This is a genomic window from Candidatus Burkholderia verschuerenii (genome assembly GCF_001189365.1).
GTDB lineage: Bacteria > Pseudomonadota > Gammaproteobacteria > Burkholderiales > Burkholderiaceae > Caballeronia > Caballeronia verschuerenii.
Genome location: NZ_LFJJ01000109.1, coordinates 1 through 17,939, shown reverse-complemented (window position 1 = coordinate 17,939; position 17,939 = coordinate 1). Strand labels below are relative to the sequence as shown.

The window sequence follows — 17,939 nt, the reverse complement described above, 5'->3', positions numbered from 1 at the left end:
TCAAGGGGCAAACCGGCGACGCGCTGCATGCGGTGCTGTGTGCGGCCGGCTACAACCTGCGCTGGCTGCTGCGCGCGATCGTTCGTCTGGGCCTTGGCCCTATATTCTTTTTGCTGCTCGCGTGGGCGCGTTTTCAGCTCAACGTCATGCCTCAACCTCTACTCGTGCGCTGCAGACCTGGCTGAGATGTGCGTTTACGTCTGCACCAGACTGCGTCGTCGGGTCCATTCCGGCAAATTCAATTTTGCAGGCCAGACTAAAGAGTCGGCGCGTTTAAATAAACTATCCTTATCTTTCTTTAGACTAAAGATATTCTATTTTCTGCTTTGTGTGCGCGATTCGTCCGGGGCGGCGAATCGCGCGTTTTGCGTGGCGAATCAAAAGTTTAGCGGCCGTATCGTCCGACGATGGTCGAACCGCTCAAGGTATGCCCGGCGAGGCGCGTTTCGAGCGAATGCAGATCGAGTCCGGGCGGCAGCGCGCCGGGTTCGAGGTCGGTCGCGGTGACCGTCAGAAGGTAATGATGCGGCACATCGCCGACAGGTGGACACGGCCCGCGATACTGCGCGGCGCCGGTCATGTTCTGGCCGAGCGCGGCGGGCGCATCGGGCGCGACGCCCGCATTCAGCGCTTCGGTTCGCGGCGCGATCCCGTGTACGCGATCCAATGCGTGGGACGCCGAGACCTTTTGGTCCATTCGGATCGGTCAAGGTCACGACGACGCTGCGCGTGGCGGCAGGCAGATCGTGCCATGCGACGGACAGGCTCACGTTGCCGCCGCCACACGCGGCGGGGCCGGCATAGCGCGCGGGAATCGTGCCGCCGTCTTCGAACGCGGTCGATGAAACGCTCATGCCCGCGTGCGCGCTACATGCCTCGCCTGAGCACATCAACGCGAGCAAGGCCTTGCGCGCGCGAAACAGTTGTCGATGAAACATGATGAAGGTCAGGGTGAAAGAGCAGGCATGCTAGCGTCGCACGCTATTGCATGTCATTGCCATATTGACGCGTTTGTATTGCGGAAAATGTGAACGGACGACTGTCGAGCGATGGTGCGCACTGAAGCCTGCGTGAACTCTGCGTTTCCGCTGGCGAGCGCGCACCAGACGCAATAATCCGAAGACCAAGAAAAAACCCGCGAACAAGTCGCGGGTTTCACTCCTGGCGGGTCGTTATCGACTCTCGACCAGGCACCGTCAACGCTCGACGCGGTAGCAATTCCGCTTTTTCTCCAGCACGTCGGCATCGGCCCTCGGTATGGTGTGAAGATAAGCAGGCTGCGATTTCCTGTCCATCACGGTAAATACCGATGCGCGTTTTTCTATCACGTCATGAGCCAGCCGCCAGCGACGTCGATCACCTGGCCGGTGACGAAAGCGGCTTCGTCCGATGTCAGAAAGAGACACGTGGACGCGACTTCATCCGGCGCGCCGAGCCGTTGCAGCGGCTCGGCGCGCACGATCTTCTCGTTGGCCTCGCGCGCGACGCCGCGCACCAACGGCGTATCGATGCGGCCCGGCGCGATCGCGTTCACAGTGATGCCGTGCGGCCCGAGTTCGCCCGCCAGATGCCGCGTCATGCCGATCAGCGCGGCCTTGGTCGTGCTGTAATGCGCGGCCACGATGTCGAGATACGCGCGGCCCGCCACCGACGACATTGACACGATGCGCCCGAAGCGCCGCTCGACCATGCCCGGCGTCAGAACACGGCAAAAATTGAAGACGCTGTTGAGATTCACGTCCATCACGCGGTTCCATTCGGCCGGGTCCATCTGCCAGAAAGGCATCGGCTTGCCCGCGTGTTTCGGCGAGATGCCCGCGTTGTTGACGAGCGTATCGATCGGACCGAGCGCGGTTTCGATCGCACGACAGGCGGACTCGCAGGCGCTGAAATCGCCGACGTCCGCCGCCGCGAAATGCACGCGCGATCCCGCATCGGTCAAACGCTGCGCGAGCGCCGCGCCCGCCGCTTCGTTCGCATCGACGATGCCCACCGCCGCGCCATCGCGCGCATAGCGTTCGGCCAGCGCCGCGCCGATGCCGCCCGCGCCGCCCGTCACCATCACCACGCGCCGGAGATGCCGCACGTCGTCCTCCTTCCGAGCGCCGCTCAGCGGATGATCGATTCGATATGGTCGTCGGGCAAGCCGAGCGACGCGTAATGCCTACACGTCGCCTCGATCTTCGTGAAGACGTCTTCGTAACCCTGTGCGACGCCTTGCGGATCGACATAGGTATAGCCGCCCGTCACATGAAACCAGGTGATCATCTCGGGCACGTCTTCGGGCACGAACAGCGTATGCGTCTCGCCCGCGGGTTCGAACGCGTAGCCGCCTTGTTCCGCGACCCAATCGTGTTCGAGGTAGTACCAGCGGCCCTTGAGGACCATCGCGTGCACCGCGCCGCTATGCCGATGCCGCGAGATCACGCCGCTGCGTCGCACGCGCAACAGGTTCACGTAGTAGCCCTGGCTCGCGTTGAGGATCAGCGGTTTGAACGAGACAGTGTCGGTCGCGGGCACCCACATGTCGTCGTCTTCGATCCAGTCGGTCATTACGCCGCCGTGCACGAGATCCTTCGACATGAACGGCACTTGCGGCCGCTGATAGGCGACGGCCTGTTCGTCGGGCTTCGCAGCGGATGCGGGAATCGCCATCTTCGGTCTCCGGTTTCATACCACGCTGACGGAATCGTCGACGAGTGTGAAGCGGAAGCTGAAATCGCGTCAAGCGGGGATTTGCCCCGAATCCTCCGTGGCCTAGCTGGAATCGTGACGCGAGATCGACTCGCGCCGAAACGCCGCAAATCGCTCCCGACGATGCTCCTCGTCGAAGTGCGCGCGCGCCGGCTTGACGAGATCGCTGCGCAACACGATGCCGACGAGCGTCATCGACTGCGCATCGGCGACGACGGGCAGGCGCTCGAGCTCGTGCACCGCAAGACGCGTGGCCGCGAGGTGGCACGGTTCGTTCGGCAGCGCGAAAACCGGCGCGTTATCCGCGAGCGCGGCGAACGCTTCGCCCACGCTCAGCGTCGCCGAATGCGCGATCAGGGTCGCGATCGTCGTGCGATCGAGCATGCCGATCAGCGCGCCGTCGCGCACCACCGGATACGCGCGATGCGTCTGTCCCGCGCCGAAGCAATCGGTCGCGATATCGGCGAGCGGGGCGGCGGCGTCGATGGTGCGGACGTCGCGCGTCATGACTTCATCGACGTGATGACGTTCCAGCGGATCCACGCCGTATTCGCGATAGATGTGATAACCGCGTCGCGCGATTTTCTCCGTCATGATCGAACGGCGCATCACGACCGTGGCGAAACCGTGCGCGACGAGCGTCGCCGCGAGCAAAGGCAGCAGCGCGTTGGCATCGTGCGTCAGGCCGAACGCGAACACGATGGCGGTGAGCGGCGCGCCCAGCGTCGCGCCGAGCGTCGCGGCCATGCAGACGAGCGGCCACAACGCGGCGTCGTGGCCCGGCAAGGCCGCGCCGAGCACGGTGCCCAGACCCGCGCCGAGCATCAGCAGCGGCGCGAGTACGCCGCCCGACGTGCCCGATGCCAGCGCGACGACCCAGATGACCGCCTTCACCGCGAGAATCGCCAGCGCCGCCTGAATCACGATATGACCGTGCAGCAGATCGCCGATCACGTCGTAGCCCACGCCGAGCGCGCGCGGCTCGATATATCCGCCGATGCCGACGAACACCGCGCCGATGGCCGGCCACCACATCCAATGAATCGGCAGCTTGTGAAAGCCGTCTTCCAGCTTGTACAGCGTCGCCGACAAACCCGACGCCAGTGCGCCCGACAACAATCCCGCGAGCACGCAGTAGAGCAGCGAGATCAGGTGCGGCGGCGCGGTGTCGAGCGGAAAGAGCGCATCGGTGCCGAACACGGCGGCGCGCGCGAAACCCGCGACGGCGCAAGCCAGCGCGACCGGCAGAAAACTGCGCGGACGCCATTCGAACAGCAGCAGTTCCACCGCCAGCAATACCGCCGCGACCGGCGTGCCGAACACGGCCGTCATGCCTGCCGACGCGCCCGCGACCAGCAGCGTCTTGCGCTCGGCCGCCGTCACGTCGATGCATTGCGCGAGCAGCGAACCGAGCGCGCCGCCCGTCATGATGATCGGGCCTTCCGCGCCGAACGGCCCGCCGCTGCCGATCACGATGCCCGACGACAGCGGCTTCAGAATCGCCACCTTCGCCGACATGCGGCTCTTGCCGAACAGTATCGCTTCGATCGCTTCGGGAATGCCGTGGCCGCGAATCTTCTCCGAGCCGAAGCGCGCCATCAGCCCGACGATCAGCCCGCCGATTACCGGAATCGCGATGACCCACGGCCCGAGCGTGTTGAGCGCCGGCGAATGTTCCTCGACGGAAAACTGGCCGAAGAAGAACAGGTTGGTAAACAAATGGATCAGCCCGAGCAGCACGACCGCCGCGAGCGTGCTGATGCTGCCGATCACCGCCGCCACGCCGCAAATGCGCAACAGGCGGTCGTTGACGGAAAAATCGCGTTTGTGTTGGTCCATGCCGATGCTCCTGCTGATCGAATCGTTCGCTTCAAAGCTCGATGCGCGGCACGCGGAACGCGCCTTCGAGCGACTTCAGTTCCGCGCGATGCAGCGCCGCCAGCCGCTCCAGCACCTGCTCGCCGCTCGCTTCGAGATGCACCTGCACCTGACGGCGATCGTCGGGACTCGGTTCGCGCCGCACGAGACCGAGCGTTTCGCAGCGCGTGACCAGTGCCACCACGCCGTGATGATGCGATTGCAGCCGCTCCGCGAGTTCGCCGACCGTCGCCCACGCGCGGCCGGGATAGCCCTTGATATGCAAGAGCAGCAGATATTGCAGCGGCGTGATGCCTTCGCCTTGCGCGGCCTGCTCGGAAAAACGCTCGAAGCGGCGCATCTGATAACGGAATTCGGAGAGTTGCTCGAAATCCGGCTTGGCGAGAGTGCGAGTTTTTTTCATGCTCATGTTCATGCTGTGTTCCGTCGATGCTCACGCGCTGCGTTGCGCGCGATCGAACGACTGGCGATACAGACCCGAGATCAGGTCCGCTTCGGTGATCATGCCGACGAGTCTGTGATCCGCGTCGATGACCGGAATATGGTGATGCCCGAAGTGCGCGAACATCGGCACCAGCTCGGCGATGGGCACGCTCATGTCGACGCTGCGCACGTCGACGGTCATCAGCGCGGCGATGCGCGGCGGGCCGTGTCGCGGTCCATCGAACAGGCGCGCGATGCCGCGTTTCCATGCATCGAACGTCTTGCTGCTATACGCGTGCGCGAGATCCGCGCGCGTGACGATGCCGCGCAAGCGTCGCGATGCGTCGATCACCGGCAGCGCCTTCACGCGATGACGGTCGAGCAGCGACAACGCGGCATCCGCGCTAGTTTTAGGCGCCACCGGTACCACCGCGCGCGACATGATGTCCGCGCAGGTGAACTCGGTGAAGCGGCGCGCGTAAGCCTGCAATTGCGTTTCGCGCAGCAGCGCTTCGAGATCGTCGGGATCGACGTCGAGCAATTCGCTGCGACGCGCGAGCACGGCTTCGAGATCGGCGCGCAGGAAGGATGTTGCGTCGGGCGCGGCGGACTTCGGCGCGGCATGTCCATGCGGATAGCGATGCCCCGTCAGCGCGTGATACGCGATCGCCGAAGCCAGCAGCACCGCCGACTGCAACGCGACCGGCGCGAACACGAAGCCGAAACCAAGCGCGTGAATCGATGGCCCGCCGAGCACGACGGTCAGCGCGACCGCGCCCGATGGCGGATGCACGCAGCGCAGCGCGAACATCGCGCAGATCGCGACGCCGATGGCGAGCGCGGCGGCATCGACGGGATCGCGGACCAGCATCGCGCACGCGACGCCGACCGTCGCCGAGACGAGATTGCCGCCGACGATCGACCACGGCTGCGCGAGCGGGCTGGCCGGCACCGCGAACAACAGCACGGCCGATGCGCCCATCGGCGCGATCAGGAACGGCAGCACGGAGGCATCGCCGACGACAAGATGCGCGATACCGATCGATGCGCCGAGGCCTGCGCGCAGGCGCTCGGTCCACTTCAGCGTGACCGGTGCGGGAACGAAGGCGCGGAGCCAGCGGAGCAATGCGTTGCGTGACACGTATGGAATGAGGTCGAAAAGGAAAAGTGCGGAGCCGTCGAATTATATCTCAACGTGATATAAATTTGCCGCCTCGTTTGAAGTCTCTCGAAGGACGCATGCGCAAAGCGCTCGGAAAAGTTTTCGGTTCGCGTTTAAAAATTTCGAACGAACGCACGAAAACGATTCAAGCCGCTACTGCCATTGCCGTAAACCCGGATATACCCGCCAACTTTCTACGGCCATGCGACCTTCCGACGAGGCCTTACGTCCTCCGCTTCACGCTGTTTCTTCCGCATCCGCTTCCGGTGCCATTCAAGCACCCAAGCGCCGGACCTTTCTCGCGATGATGCTGGCCTCGGCCGGCAGCGCGGCGCTTTCGGCATGTGGCGGAAGCGGTGACGTGTCCGGCAGCACCAAGGCCACGCCTTCCACGGACACGACGACGCAGGCGGCGAGCGGTACGAGCGCTTCGTCGGCATCGGCATCGACGCCGGCGGCGACGTCGACTACGACGAACGCCAATGTAAGCACAACGCAGCCCGCCGACACCACCACGCCCGCGCAGACCGCCGCCGTATCCGACGGCCTGTTTTACGGCATCAACGGTCATATGGCGTGGGGCAGCGGCATCTACAAGACGATGCCGCAAGCCGATCAGCTCGCGTTGCTGCAAGACCTCGGCGTGACGAATTATCGTTGCGATATCGCCGATGCCGGCATGTCGGGCACCATCGTCAAAGCGTTGAAGGGACCGTTTCTGAACAGCGGCGTGTCGATCCTGCCGGTGCTCAATCCGCTGTCCGCGCGTTGGGATCCGACCAGCACGGAAGCGGACGCGTATCAGCTCGGCTACGACCTCGCGGTGCGTTGCACGACGCCGCTCAAGGGGCTCGTCAAGTACATCGAATGCGGTAACGAACTCGACGTGCCGATCAAGATCGGCGGCGACGGCAGTTCGTCGGCGGACTGGAGCCCGACCTTGTGGCCGCCGTTCCGTGGCGTGATTCGCGGCATGATCGCGGGCGTGAAAGCGGTCGATCCGAACATCCAGTGCGGCGTGAATGTCGGCGTGCCGATGGCGTATTACCGCAAGGTGAAGGACAAGTACAACATCCAGTGCATCATGATGTACGCGATGATCGACAAGGACTTCGGTCTGATCCAGGCCGACGGCGTGACGAAGAACCCCGCGTATCAGGTGTTCAAGGACTTCGTCGCGGCCAATCCGGTTTAAGTCACAACTCAGGCGTAACGCGGCTCAGATCCACTTCGCTTTACGGAACCAGCGGAACAACAGCGTATCGATCGCGGCGATCACGATCGGATAACCGTATTGCGTGTGCAACTCCGGCATGTGTTCGAAGTTCATGCCGTAGATGCCCGCGATCATCGTCGGCACGGCGAACATCGCCGCGAAGGTGCCGAGGCGCTTGGTCACTTCGCTGTCGGCCAGCGCGATCATGCCGAGATTGACCTGTATCGCGGTGATCACCGTTTCGCGCCGTCCTTCAATCGCGCCGACGATGCGTTCGAGATGCTCGTACACGTCCTTGAAATACGTGCTCATGCCTTCGCAGATTTGCGGCACGCGTCCGCCGGTGAGTTTGCCGACGCCTTCGAGCAGCGGGCCGACGTGATGCCGCAGCACCACCAGCCGCCGTTTGAAGCGATACAGATCCTCGATCACCGCGCGCGCTTCCTTCTGTTCCTGCTGCGCGAAAATGCGATCCTCCAGCGCTTCGAGTTCCGTATTGAGCGTTTCGAGCACGGTGAAATATCCGTCGACAATATCGTCCAGCAACGCATACAACACGAACGCGGAACCTTGCTTGAGCAAGGGCGGTTCATGCTCGCAACGCTCGCGCACTTTTCTGAAACCATGCTCCGTGCGCATGCGTACCGAGAGCACATAGTTTCTGCCGACGAATACATTCACCTCGCCGAATCGCAGCGTGCCGTCGTCCAGCAGTTCGACCGTATGCATGACCGCGAATAACGAGTCGCCGTACTCGACGATCTTCGGGCACTGATGATGCGCGTGCACGTCCTCCACCGCGAGTTCGTGCAGATGAAACTCTTCCTTCATCGCGTCGAGCTCGTGCGGCTCGGGATCTTTCAGCGCGACCCAGACGAAACACTCCGGCTTCTCCACGTAATCGCTGATCTGCTCCACGCTGATATCTCCGAGCTTTCGTCCATCCTGATAGGCCACGCACGCGATCAACATGTTCGTCTCCCTGTAACGGTTTTCGATAAGAGTGCGATCGTGCATGCGTCATTCGATTATTTGATGACACATCGCATCGAACGAATGAACGTGAGGTGCTTGTAAGATAGTGCGTGTACCGATCGGGGAACAATGAAATGACGAGAGACGAAAGCTTGTTGCAGGCTGCGATCGAACACGGGTTCGATCCGCAAGAGGAGATCAAGGTCGGCGGCAAGTACACGCCGATTCTGCTTGAAGGAAACATCGCTTACGTCGCGGGGCAGATTCCGCGCGTGGGCAATACCGTGCGTTTCGTGGGCGTGGCGGGCGATACCGTTTCGCTCGACGAAGCGCGTCGCGCGGCGGCGACTTCCGCGGTTCGCGCGCTGCTGCTGGTGCGCAATCGCTTCGGCACGCTCGACATGATTACGAGCGTGCCGCGCATCGGCGTATTCATGCGCAGCGCAGCGCGCCCGATTTCACGCGGCAAAGCGAAGTAGCGGACGGCGCGTCCGATATCCTGTATTCGATTCTCGGCGATGCCGGCACGCATACGCGTACATCGGTCGGCGTGCTGCAGTTGCCCAAAGGCGCGTGTGTCGAAGTGGAGTTCGCGTTCGGCGTGCGCATCGCGTGATTGACGCACTGACAAGGAGCGTTCGATGACCAAGCTAGTCACCTGCCTGTGGTTCGATCAGGGCCGCGCGCGCGAAGCCGCGGAGTTCTACGCCGCCACCTTCCCGGATAGTCACGTCGACGGAGGCCATGCGTCCGCCAAGCCCGGCGTCGGGCAGGGGAGCGAGTTGACGGTGGATTTCACCGTGCTGGGCCAACGCTTTATCGGTCTGAACGGCGGGCCGAATTTCAAGGCCAACGAAGCGGTCAGCTTCATGGTCAAAACCGCGAGCCAGGAAGAGACCGATCGCTACTGGAATGCGATTACCGGCAATGGCGGCGCGGAAGCGCCGTGCGGCTGGTGCAAGGATCGCTGGGGATTCTCGTGGCAGATCCCGCCGCAGCGCATGCTGGATATCTTCATGGGCGCGGATCGTGACGCCGCGCGCCGCGCGATGGACGCCATGATGAAGATGAAGAAAATCGATATCGCGGCAATCGAGCGCGCGGCGGCTGGAGAAAAATAGTTCGGATTACAGATCGAATGCCGTCGCGATCTATGCGGCCATCGCGTTCGCCACCACGGTTTGCGCTTCGGCGACCGCATCGGCATGTTCGCGAATCAGGCGATACACCGTTTCGCCCGGCACCGTTTCTTCTTCCAGCAACTGATCGGCGATCGCGCGCAAGACTGGCTCGTTCGCCTTCAGCAGCGCGAAGCAGGCGTCGTTCAGATCGTGCAGCAGCGCATTGGCCTGACCGATGGATTCCTTCAGTTGCAGCGCCGCGTGTTGCTGCGGCAGCGCGGCGAGGCTGAACAGATTGCCGTCGTCGTTAAAGCCGTACTTCGACACCATGTCCAGAGTGATGCGCGAGGCTTCTTGCAAATCCTGTCCCGCGCCGCTCGATGCTTCGTTGAACATCAGCAGTTCGGCGTTGCGGCCGCCGAGCAGCACCTGAATCTCGTTGCGCATCTCGGTCTCGCGATAGAGATGCTTGTCCTGCATTTTCGTGATCAGCGCGACGCCGAGTGCGCCGCCGCGCGGCAGAATCGTCATTTCCTCGAGCACGCCGGTGTTGAGGATCGCGGCGACGAGGCCGTGGCCCGCTTCGTGAATTGCGATGCGCGTGCGTTCGTCGTCGGCGAGCGCGCGTTCCGCGCCGTTCACATCGCCGATGCGGGCGATCTTGATCGCTTCCATGAAATGCGTCGCGTCGACTTCGCTGGCGCCGCGCTTGCGTGCTACCAGACCGGCCTGATTCACGATCATCGACAGCGTCGCGGGCGAGAAGCCCGTGGTCAGACGCGCGAGTTGATCGAAGTCGATATCGTCGGACTTCTTCTTCAGATCGGCGGCATAGAAGCGAAGGATTTTCGCGCGATCTTCCAGATCGGGTAGACGCACCTGAATGGTCCGGTCGAAACGGCCCGGACGGCGCAACGCTTCGTCGAGATTCTCCGGATGATTGGTCGCCGCGACGATGATCACGCCTTCGTTCGACGCAAAGCCATCCATCTCCGCCAGCAGCTGATTGATGATGCGGTTGCTTTCCGCCTCTACCGGACCGCCGCCCGTATCGGTGCGCTTGCCGAGCCCGTCCGCTTCGTCGATGAAAATCACCGTCGGCGCATTCTTGCGCGCCAGTTCGAACAGATGTTTGACCTTCTGGATGCCGACGCCGTAATACTTCGCGCTGAAATAGCTGCCCGTGATCGCGATAAAGTTCGCGCCGCATTCGCCCGCGAGCGCCTGCGCCAGCCGCGTCTTGCCGACGCCGGGGCCGCCCGTCATCAGAATGCCGCACGGCGCGCGCACGCCCATGCCGGTGAACTGCGCCGGTTCGGTGAGCCACGCGCGCACGTCGGCGAGCGCCGCCTTGGCTTCGCCTGTGCCGATCACGTCGTCGAAGCGCATCGTCGGGGCGGTGGCGAGCAGTTGCGCGCCGCCGCGCATCTCGCGGCGCATGAACCACAGCAGGCCGCCCATCATCAGCAGCGGCAGCATCAGACTGAGCGCGTCGCGCAGATGATCGAGCGCTTCGGACCAGCGCGCCGAGCTGGTGCGCACGCGCGCGTCCGGAAGCCACGCCAGTTGATACGGCGCGGCCACGCCGGATTTGAGCTCGCCGAACACGAGCGCGTTGGAGAACGCGCCATTGTGATCGATGACGAAATATTTGTCGCCCTTGAGCGTCGACACGAGAATCGCGTCGCGGCTCACGCCGATCGCCGCCACGTTGCGTTCGCGGATATCGCGCGTCAGCTCCGACACGTCTTTCTCGCGATGCGTCCACGGCGCAGTGTCGTGGCGCATCTGATTGGCGACGCCGGTCAATGCCGCCGTCGTCGTCGATTGCGCCGCGTTCTGCGCCGGATGCCAGAACAGCGCAGTCGCGCCCGCCACGAGCGCGGCTGCGGCGACACCGCCCGCGACATAGCGGCCGAGTTTCGACCGTAGCGTATTTCTTACCCGTTTCATCAAGCCATTCCCGATGGGTGCGCGCCGGCGCCGCCCTGAAATCTATCGTCGGATCAAAGCCCGATAGGGCGATGCCGCGTCGTTTTGCGTCTTTCTTCTTTGTCGGCAGGCGCCGCGCCATCTTTAGGCGAGCGCGCGCAATGATTTCAGCCGGTAAAGAATACTGCTTGCTTGATGCATCGACAGCGTGTGGACACGCTGTTTCAAAACCTTAAAAAACATCGAACGGAGGCGGCATCATGCTTTACTACGCACTGGTCTTTTTCGTGATCGCGCTGATCGCGGCGGCGCTCGGTTTCGGCGGCATCGCGGCGGGCGCGGCCAGCATCGCGAAAATTCTGTTCTTCATTTTCCTCGTCATCTTCCTCGTGACGCTCGTGATGGGCCTCATGCGGCGTTGACGGTTTTTCCGGCCGAGGTTCGATGCGCTTTATCACGCTGATAGTTTCGTTTCTGGCGATCGCAACGTTTGCGGGTTGCGCATCGAAATCCGTCAAGGAAGATGTCGTCTATTCGGGACCGGCCGTCAGGCTGCGTCCCGCGCCGGGACCGGGCGCGTCGGCGGGGCAATCGCAGGCGAGCGCGCTGGGCTTCGTGAATGCACGACGCGAGGAGGTCGGCCTGCCGGCGATCGCCGTCGATCGGGGACTGGAAGCGGCGGCACGCGATCACGCACGCTATCTCGTGCTGAATCGCGTCGGCACGCACGATGAAATCGAAGGGCGGCCGGGCTTCACCGGCGCGGATATCCTCACGCGCGTCAGGCTGCATACGCAGGCGCATAGTGCAAGCGAAGTGCTGGCGATGATCGGCAGTTCGCAAACCGACAGTTCGCCCGTCGAACATATTTTTGCGTCGCCGTATCATCGCGGCGCGTTGCTGTTCGACTGGGCGCGCTCGGGCGAGGGGTCGCTAGCCGGTTCCGGTTCCGTCACGGTGATGGATTTCGCGGACATCGCCCGGACGCTCGCCAACAACGAACTGATCGCGTGGCCTTACGGCACGCAGACGCGAGTGCCCACCGCCTGGATGAACAACGAGCAGCCCGATCCGATGGGACCGGACAGCGGTTATCGCGGGCAAGTGCTGGGCTATCCGATCACGCTATCGGGCGGGCCGAATGCGCATATCGAATTGCAGAATGTCGAGTTGCGCGATGCACGCGGCGCGAAAGTCGCATGCCGGATCGCGCCGCTGACCGCCGCCGACGCGGCGCGCAATACGGCGGTCTGCACGCCCTACGAGCCGCTCAAGTTCAATACCCGCTTACCGTGCACGCACGCGGCACGCTGCGGCAACTGACGGTGCGCTCGCGTTTCGATCTGTCGTGGACATTTACGACGACTCCGGCTCCGGCAGCAATGCCGCCAATAACCGACGCAACTCCCGAGCTTCGTCCGGCGATAGCCGCGCGGTAAGAATGCGCTCGACTTCCTCTACGCGCGGACGCAGGGTCGTCAGTTGCTCTTTGCCCGCCGCCGTCAGATAGAGCACGTAACTGCGTTTATCGACGGGATTGTCAGTGCGCTCGATCAGGCCGTTACGCACCATACGCGCGACGAGATCGGCGATGGTGGAACGGTCGACATCGAGTTCGTCGCCGAGCCGACGCTGATTGACGCCCGGCGTGTCTTGCAGGATTTTGAGCGCCGCGTACTGCACGCTCGTGATCTCGGCGGATACTTCCGCGAGCCATACCGCGATATGCCGCTGTTGCGCGCGGCGCACCATGCTGCCGGTAAAACGGGCGAGCGCCGGCGAGTCGTGTTGATCGGATTTATTCGGCAATTTCGCGGTTCGGAACGGGTTAATCGATGCGGAAGATCGGACGCAGGAAGGCATCGAGTTCCGCGTATGCGTTCAGCGGAAGAACATGCGCGACGTATTGATCCGGACGGACCACGACCAGCGCGCCCTGTTCGCGGTCGATGCCGCGCTCGTCGAAGATATCAGTCGCGGCATCGCTCGACAATGTTTTCTCGTAGTCGATCAGTCCGTGGCAGCCTTTGCGCGGCAGCAGCAGCGCGGGCAGTTCATCGAGCCGTACCTCGCGATGCGGCTGTTGCACGATCGCGCGCAGATCGAAGACGCTGTCGGGATCGTCGCCCGCGCGCGTGACGTGCCGAAGAATCGAATCGGGCGATGTCGCCAGATGTTCGCACAATGCATTCAGCGCGCGACGGCTCGCATCGGCAAAGGCGTAAAGACGCCAGCGTCCGTCCGCGTGCGCGACGTGGCCGAGATGCATCGGCTTGGCATCGGCGACGCGCACGACCGGCGACGAATGAAAGCGCGTGCCGATGACGAAGCCGCGCGCCAGCGCCTGATGCGTCGCGTCGCCCGTCAACATGCCCGGCCGATAACGCGTCGCGACGCCTGCGGTATATCGGCCGGCGCGCACGAAATACGCCTGCAATTCGGCGGGATCGACGCCGCCGGCTTCCGGGCGATTCGGATCCTTGGGCGGCGCGGCCATCATCGCGGACCATTCTTTATCAAAGTCGATCAGTTCCTGCGCGATCGGATGACGCTCGTCGGAATACGTGCGCAACAGGTCTTGCTGCGCGACGCCGCGCAACACCGCGCCGAGCTTCCAGCCGAGATTGAAGCCATCCTGCATCGACACATTCATGCCCTGGCCGGCCTTGGCGCTGTGCGTATGGCACGCATCGCCCGCGATAAAGACGCGCGGTTCGCGTGAGTCATCGGCGTCGTCGAAGCGATCGGTCAGTCGCTGGCCGACTTCGTACACGGAGAACCACGCGACGTCCTTCACGTCGAGCGTGTACGGATGCAGAATCCGCTGCGCCGTCTCGATGATGCGTTCCACCGTCGTCTGCTTGATGGCGTCGCGATTCTGCGGCGTGACCTCGCCGAGATCGACATAGACGCGCACGAGATAGCCGCCTTCGCGCGGAATGATGAGCAGGTTGCCACGGCTCGCGGATTGAATCGCGGCCTTCAGGCGAATGTCCGGGAAGTCGGTGACGGCGAGCGCATCCATTACGCCCCACGCGTGATTGGCGGCATCGCCCTTCAAGGTTTGTCCGATGGCCGTGCGTACGCGACTGCGCGCGCCATCGCAACCGACGACGTATCGCGCGCGGATCGTGACGGTCTCGTCGAGACGCGCGGCATCGGTGCGGCGCAAGGTGACGCGCACCGGATGATCGCCGATGTCGTCGCGTTCGACGGAGACGAGTTCCAGATCGTAATCCGGCTCCAGACGTTGCGCGGAACGGCGCATGGAATCGAGCAGATAGTCCTGCACGCGCGCCTGATTGACGATCAAATGCGGAAACTCGGAGAGACCTGTTTCGGTATCCTGAACACGACCGGTACGCTTGATCGCGCCGCGATCGTCGGCGGACGGACGCCAGAACACCGTTTCGTTGACCCAGTAGGCTTCGTGCAGAAGTCGTTCGGCGAGCCCGAACGCGTTGAACATTTCCACGGTACGGCAAGCGACGCCATCGGCTTGACCCATTTGCAGCGGCCCCGCACGCCGTTCGACGATGCGCGTGCTGATGCCGGGAAACTGCGCGAGCTGCGCCGCGAGCACGAGCCCCGCAGGTCCGCTGCCGACGATCAGCACGTCGACCGTATCGGGCAGTGCGCCCTGAGTGTCGCCGTGCAGCGCCGGTTCGATGGTCGGATCGCCGATGCGAAAGCCGTCGAGATGAAATTGCATGATGTCGTCCTCCAGTCCGTATGGTTCGTCCTGACTGGAAATATACTCCGTACACAAACTATATCAAAGGGATTTTCGGGCGCCGGATGTTTACCCCTAGATTGCCCGAATCTCTATCCTCGGAAGAATGTGCAAAGACGCAACACACGACTTGCGTAATTTTGAGATTTGGTTGCAATGCAGCATCAAAAGCGTATAGCTAGGGTTATCCCCTATCTACTTACCCTGAGAGATACTCATGAAGACCACCGCTCAACAATCACTGATCGTTTCGTTCGGTTCCTGGCTGCGCTCGGCAAAGGCTACGGTCCGTCGTGAGTGGAACCTCGCGCTGCAATTGCACCTGCAGAACTGCGAAATCCTGGTCGAATCGTATCGCCGTAAGTAAGCAGGACAGCAGGCCAGACGCTCAACGAACTGTGCGACGGGCTGAGCATGACACGTCAGGCGGTATCGAAGCATCTGGCCGTGCTGGAGGAGGCGAATCTGGTCGCGGCGCAACGTCACGGCCGCGAAAAGCGTCATTTTTTGAATCCGGTGCCGATCCACGAGATCGCGCTGCGCTGGATCGGCAAGTTCGAACGTCCACGGCTCGACGCACTGTCCGACCTCAAACGCACGCTCGAAGGAGACGATCATGGCTAGCGAAACCTTTCTCTACGTCACCTATATCCGCACCACGCCCGACAAGCTGTGGGCCGCGCTGACGACGCCCGAATGGCAGCGGCAATATTGGTTCGGCATCCATCAGGAAAGCGACTGGAAGGCCGGTTCGTCGTGGCGAATGATGTTTGCCGATGGCCGCGTAGCCGATTCCGGCGAAGTGCTCGAGGCCGATCCGCCGAAGAAACTCGTGCTGAAATGGCGCAACGAGTTCCGCGAGGATCTGAAAGACGCAGGTTATTCGCGTTGCACTTACGAACTCGAGCAGCACGACGAGGCGGTCAAGCTCACCGTTACGCATATCAGCGAGAGCAAGCCGTTTATCGAAGCTGTGTCGGGCGGCTGGCCGAAGATTCTGTCGAATCTGAAGTCGTTGCTGGAGACGGGGCAACTGGCGATGGCCAACAAGTAGCGGAAAGAAAAACGGCGCGCATCATGACGAAGCGCGCCGTTCCAGTTCAGCGAAGCCGGTCCTTCAAATCGCCAATCCGCCGAGATAAAACGCCGCCAGCACCAGCGCGATCGCCACCGTGCCGACGTCCAGCTTGCGATACTCGCCCGCGATCACGCGTCCCACCACCAGCGTGCAGAAGCCGAGCATGATCCCCGTCACGATATTCGCCGACAGCACGATATACACCGCGCAGACGAGGCCGGACATCGTGTCGACGGTATCGTCCATATGCAGCTTGCTGACGTTGCTGAGCATCAGCAGGCCGACGCGGGTGCGGTGGCGTAGGACGGTACGAGTCCCGCGAGCGGCGACATGAACATCACCACCAGAAACAGCACGCCGACGACGCTTGCCGCCAGTCCCGTCTTCGCGCCCGCCGCCACGCCCACCGACGATTCGATATACGCCGCCGCCGGCGCGCCGCCGAAGCACGCCGAGAAAATCGAGCTCAGCGAATCGGCCGTCAGCGCGCGTCCGCCGTTGACGAGGCGGCCGTTTTCGTCGATCTGGCCGGCCTGACCCGCAACGGCGCGGATCGTGCCGGTGGCGTCGAATACGGCGGTCATCACGAGGGCGAGCACGCTCGGCATCACGGCCATCGACAATGCGCCCTTGATGTCCATCGCGCCGATCAGCGATGCGTGACCCGGCGCCGACAGCGACGGCAGCGCGAATACGCCGTGAAAGCGCACCGACGGATCGAACATCAAACCGATCGCCGACAGTCCGATCACGACCAGCAGAATGCCGCCCGGCACGCGACGACGCTCGAGACCGAAAATCGCCGCCAGCCCGAGCACCGACATCAGCACGGGAAACGCCGTGATATGGCCGAGCGAAACCGGCATGCCCGGCGCGGGATTCTTCACGATCAGCCAGACATCGTTCGAGGCGATCAGCAGCAGAAACAGCCCGATGCCGATCCCCGTGCCGTGCGCGACGCCCGTCGGTAGATTGCGCAGGATCCACGAGCGCACGCCGGTGACGGAGATCGCCGTGAACACGAGGCCTATCAGAAACACCGCGCCCAGCGCGATATTCGGCGTGAGTCCCTTGCCGAGCACGAGGCCGAACGCGGTGAACGCCGTCAGCGAAATCGCGCAGCCGATGGCGATCGGCAAACGCGCCCATACACCCATCAGCAACGAGCCGAACGCCGTCGTCAGACACACGGCGACGAACACGGCGCTGGTGTCGAAACCTGCTTTGCCCAGCATGCCGGGCACGACGAACACGGAATAAACCATCGCGAGAAACGTCGTGATGCCGGCGACGAGTTCGCGTTTTTCTGTACTGCCTGCTTTCGATATGCCGAAGTAGCGATCGAGGAAACCGCCGCTCGCGGTCTGAACGCTTTCGTCTTTTTTAGTGGGGGTAATGTCGATGTCGATATCGCCAAGCTGCTGGGCGGAAGATTCCAACATGAGCTGCTCCTTTATCAGCACGCTGAAACGGCAATCCGTGCGCGCTGCGGCCTTATGCGCACTGCGGATCCGTCATCAGGGTCGTCTCGTCGTATTGTGTTCTGAATCTGAAGGATGATGCCGGGTGTCGCGCTCGAAGGCTGCACTCGGTCAGGACAGAGACTAGGCTCTGTTCACATTTGAAGAAATGTGTTTACATCTCATCTTTTGCGTAAGCGATCAAGATGAGTCGAATGTTGCTGACCGATGAGATATGGGGACGACTGGAGTCCATTGTTCCGGGTA

Annotated in this window: 17 protein-coding genes and 4 pseudogenes; 9 read left to right on the top strand and 12 right to left on the bottom strand. The window is 62.7% G+C overall.

The features are described 5' to 3' along the window. A pseudogene (locus tag BVER_RS17975) lies at positions 1–185 on the top strand (IS5/IS1182 family transposase); the annotation flags it as partial. 200 nt (positions 186–385) lie between these two features. On the opposite strand, the gene BVER_RS34055 reads toward BVER_RS17975, so the two are convergent. The 7 genes and pseudogenes from BVER_RS34055 to BVER_RS17945 form a co-directional block, all read right to left on the bottom strand. Further along, positions 386–667, bottom strand: a complete 282-nt coding sequence (locus tag BVER_RS34055; RefSeq protein WP_050454469.1) for a YbhB/YbcL family Raf kinase inhibitor-like protein — start codon at positions 665–667, stop codon at positions 386–388. Positions 668–743: 76 nt separating this feature from the next. Next, positions 744–854: pseudogene (locus BVER_RS35970) on the bottom strand (YbhB/YbcL family Raf kinase inhibitor-like protein); the annotation flags it as partial. Between the two features lie 470 nt (positions 855–1,324). Further along, on the bottom strand, positions 1,325–2,062 hold the full coding sequence (locus tag BVER_RS17965; RefSeq protein WP_050454472.1) for an SDR family oxidoreductase: 738 nt from the start codon (positions 2,060–2,062) through the stop codon (positions 1,325–1,327). Between the two features lie 47 nt (positions 2,063–2,109). Continuing rightward, positions 2,110–2,655, bottom strand: a complete 546-nt coding sequence (locus tag BVER_RS17960) for a 2,4'-dihydroxyacetophenone dioxygenase family protein (protein WP_050454468.1) — start codon at positions 2,653–2,655, stop codon at positions 2,110–2,112. 102 nt (positions 2,656–2,757) lie between these two features. Beyond that, positions 2,758–4,533, bottom strand: a complete 1,776-nt coding sequence (locus tag BVER_RS17955) for a chloride channel protein (RefSeq protein WP_050454467.1) — start codon at positions 4,531–4,533, stop codon at positions 2,758–2,760. Between the two features lie 31 nt (positions 4,534–4,564). After that, entirely contained in the window at positions 4,565–4,987 is a 423-nt protein-coding gene (locus BVER_RS17950) for a MarR family winged helix-turn-helix transcriptional regulator (protein ID WP_370444265.1), read from the bottom strand. 18 nt (positions 4,988–5,005) lie between these two features. After that, the gene (locus BVER_RS17945; RefSeq protein ID WP_050454466.1) at positions 5,006–6,136 is read right to left on the bottom strand and encodes an HPP family protein; all 1,131 of its coding nucleotides are present in this window, start codon (positions 6,134–6,136) and stop codon (positions 5,006–5,008) included. Positions 6,137–6,518: 382 nt separating this feature from the next. Here BVER_RS17945 and BVER_RS17940 point away from each other — a divergent pair, with 382 nt between their 5' ends. After that, entirely contained in the window at positions 6,519–7,352 is an 834-nt protein-coding gene (locus tag BVER_RS17940) for a hypothetical protein (RefSeq protein ID WP_232316615.1), read from the top strand. Positions 7,353–7,376: 24 nt separating this feature from the next. Here the strand turns inward: BVER_RS17940 and corA are convergent, their stop codons facing one another. Then, on the bottom strand, positions 7,377–8,345 hold the full coding sequence (gene corA, locus BVER_RS17935) for a magnesium/cobalt transporter CorA (RefSeq protein WP_050454470.1): 969 nt from the start codon (positions 8,343–8,345) through the stop codon (positions 7,377–7,379). 137 nt (positions 8,346–8,482) lie between these two features. On the opposite strand from corA, the gene BVER_RS17930 reads away from it, so the two are divergent. Together BVER_RS17930 and BVER_RS17925 are read left to right on the top strand one after the other, a co-directional pair. Further along, complete coding sequence (locus BVER_RS17930) at positions 8,483–8,827, top strand: RidA family protein (RefSeq protein WP_370444264.1); 345 nt, start codon at positions 8,483–8,485, stop codon at positions 8,825–8,827. Between the two features lie 162 nt (positions 8,828–8,989). Beyond that, positions 8,990–9,469, top strand: a complete 480-nt coding sequence (locus tag BVER_RS17925; RefSeq protein WP_050454464.1) for a VOC family protein — start codon at positions 8,990–8,992, stop codon at positions 9,467–9,469. Positions 9,470–9,499: 30 nt separating this feature from the next. Here the strand turns inward: BVER_RS17925 and BVER_RS17920 are convergent, their stop codons facing one another. Next, the gene (locus tag BVER_RS17920; protein WP_050454463.1) at positions 9,500–11,422 is read right to left on the bottom strand and encodes an AAA family ATPase; all 1,923 of its coding nucleotides are present in this window, start codon (positions 11,420–11,422) and stop codon (positions 9,500–9,502) included. Positions 11,423–11,661: 239 nt separating this feature from the next. Here BVER_RS17920 and BVER_RS30320 point away from each other — a divergent pair, with 239 nt between their 5' ends. Together BVER_RS30320 and BVER_RS17915 are read left to right on the top strand one after the other, a co-directional pair. Next, complete coding sequence (locus tag BVER_RS30320) at positions 11,662–11,823, top strand: DUF1328 family protein (protein ID WP_016347507.1); 162 nt, start codon at positions 11,662–11,664, stop codon at positions 11,821–11,823. Positions 11,824–11,845: 22 nt separating this feature from the next. Continuing rightward, positions 11,846–12,724 (top strand): CAP domain-containing protein, encoded by an 879-nt coding sequence (locus BVER_RS17915; RefSeq protein WP_232316614.1) that lies wholly within the window; start codon positions 11,846–11,848, stop codon positions 12,722–12,724. Between the two features lie 33 nt (positions 12,725–12,757). On the opposite strand, the gene BVER_RS17910 is transcribed toward BVER_RS17915, so the two are convergent. Next, positions 12,758–13,153 (bottom strand): MarR family winged helix-turn-helix transcriptional regulator, encoded by a 396-nt coding sequence (locus tag BVER_RS17910; protein WP_370444266.1) that lies wholly within the window; start codon positions 13,151–13,153, stop codon positions 12,758–12,760. A 76-nt stretch (positions 13,154–13,229) separates the two neighbouring features. Then, a complete protein-coding gene (locus BVER_RS17905; protein ID WP_050454461.1) occupies positions 13,230–15,113 on the bottom strand; it encodes an FAD-binding monooxygenase in 1,884 nt (627 codons plus the stop codon). A gap of 238 nt (positions 15,114–15,351) precedes the next feature. On the opposite strand from BVER_RS17905, the gene BVER_RS31665 reads away from it, so the two are divergent. The 3 genes and pseudogenes from BVER_RS31665 to BVER_RS17895 all read left to right on the top strand — a co-directional run bounded on the left by BVER_RS31665 (position 15,352) and on the right by BVER_RS17895 (position 16,188). Further along, positions 15,352–15,501 carry a hypothetical protein gene (locus tag BVER_RS31665; RefSeq protein WP_157056112.1) on the top strand — a complete coding sequence of 50 codons (150 nt, stop codon included), beginning with the start codon at positions 15,352–15,354 and terminating at the stop codon, positions 15,499–15,501. A gap of 11 nt (positions 15,502–15,512) precedes the next feature. Further along, a pseudogene (locus BVER_RS17900) lies at positions 15,513–15,758 on the top strand (ArsR/SmtB family transcription factor); the annotation flags it as partial. Continuing rightward, positions 15,751–16,188 (top strand): SRPBCC family protein, encoded by a 438-nt coding sequence (locus BVER_RS17895; RefSeq protein ID WP_050454459.1) that lies wholly within the window; start codon positions 15,751–15,753, stop codon positions 16,186–16,188. The pseudogene BVER_RS17900 and the gene BVER_RS17895, both read left to right, overlap by 8 nt. A gap of 63 nt (positions 16,189–16,251) precedes the next feature. On the opposite strand, the pseudogene BVER_RS17890 reads toward BVER_RS17895, so the two are convergent. Beyond that, a pseudogene (locus tag BVER_RS17890) lies at positions 16,252–17,615 on the bottom strand (NCS2 family permease). Positions 17,616–17,939: the final 324 nt, after the last annotated feature.

Coding starts and splice junctions, on each gene's coding strand:
- BVER_RS17955 (WP_050454467.1), bottom strand. CDS start 4,533: ATGGACCAACACAAACGCGATTTTTCCGTCAACGACCGCCTGTTGCGC.
- BVER_RS17905 (WP_050454461.1), bottom strand. CDS start 15,113: ATGCAATTTCATCTCGACGGCTTTCGCATCGGCGATCCGACCATCGAA.
- BVER_RS17925 (WP_050454464.1), top strand. CDS start 8,990: ATGACCAAGCTAGTCACCTGCCTGTGGTTCGATCAGGGCCGCGCGCGC.
- BVER_RS17930 (WP_370444264.1), top strand. CDS start 8,483: ATGACGAGAGACGAAAGCTTGTTGCAGGCTGCGATCGAACACGGGTTC.
- BVER_RS17950 (WP_370444265.1), bottom strand. CDS start 4,987: ATGAACATGAGCATGAAAAAAACTCGCACTCTCGCCAAGCCGGATTTC.
- BVER_RS31665 (WP_157056112.1), top strand. CDS start 15,352: ATGAAGACCACCGCTCAACAATCACTGATCGTTTCGTTCGGTTCCTGG.
- BVER_RS17960 (WP_050454468.1), bottom strand. CDS start 2,655: ATGGCGATTCCCGCATCCGCTGCGAAGCCCGACGAACAGGCCGTCGCC.
- BVER_RS17915 (WP_232316614.1), top strand. CDS start 11,846: ATGCGCTTTATCACGCTGATAGTTTCGTTTCTGGCGATCGCAACGTTT.
- BVER_RS17965 (WP_050454472.1), bottom strand. CDS start 2,062: ATGGTGACGGGCGGCGCGGGCGGCATCGGCGCGGCGCTGGCCGAACGC.
- BVER_RS17895 (WP_050454459.1), top strand. CDS start 15,751: ATGGCTAGCGAAACCTTTCTCTACGTCACCTATATCCGCACCACGCCC.
- BVER_RS17920 (WP_050454463.1), bottom strand. CDS start 11,422: ATGAAACGGGTAAGAAATACGCTACGGTCGAAACTCGGCCGCTATGTC.
- corA (WP_050454470.1), bottom strand. CDS start 8,345: ATGTTGATCGCGTGCGTGGCCTATCAGGATGGACGAAAGCTCGGAGAT.
- BVER_RS30320 (WP_016347507.1), top strand. CDS start 11,662: ATGCTTTACTACGCACTGGTCTTTTTCGTGATCGCGCTGATCGCGGCG.
- BVER_RS17910 (WP_370444266.1), bottom strand. CDS start 13,153: ATGGTGCGCCGCGCGCAACAGCGGCATATCGCGGTATGGCTCGCGGAA.